General features: G+C 47.4%; 1 pseudogene. It reads right to left on the bottom strand.

The features are described from left to right. Window positions 1-268: pseudogene (locus AAEZ03_RS27580) on the bottom strand (signal recognition particle protein); the annotation flags it as partial.

The raw sequence follows: 268 nt of genomic DNA, 5'->3' as shown, positions 1-268 counted from the left end.
ATCCAAAAAGCCTGCCATACCGCCCATACTTTTCATTTGTTGGAACTGAGTCAAGAGATCTTCAAGGTCGAACTCGCCGCCCTTTTGCATCTTTTTCGCCATTTTTTCGGCTTTATCACGATCGATTTTTTGTTCAACTTCTTCGACTAGGCTTAAGACGTCACCCATGCCAAGAATACGCTGGGCGATACGCTCCGGATGGAACAGCTCTAGCGCGTCTAGTTTTTCACCGCGACCTAAGAACTTAATCGGCTTACCAGTGATCGCG

The organism is Pseudomonas sp. HY2-MNA-CIBAN-0224, from assembly GCF_040310285.1.
In the GTDB taxonomy this organism is placed as follows: Bacteria; Pseudomonadota; Gammaproteobacteria; order Pseudomonadales; family Pseudomonadaceae; genus Aquipseudomonas; species Aquipseudomonas helleri.
This window is presented reverse-complemented; position numbering and strand designations above follow the sequence as displayed.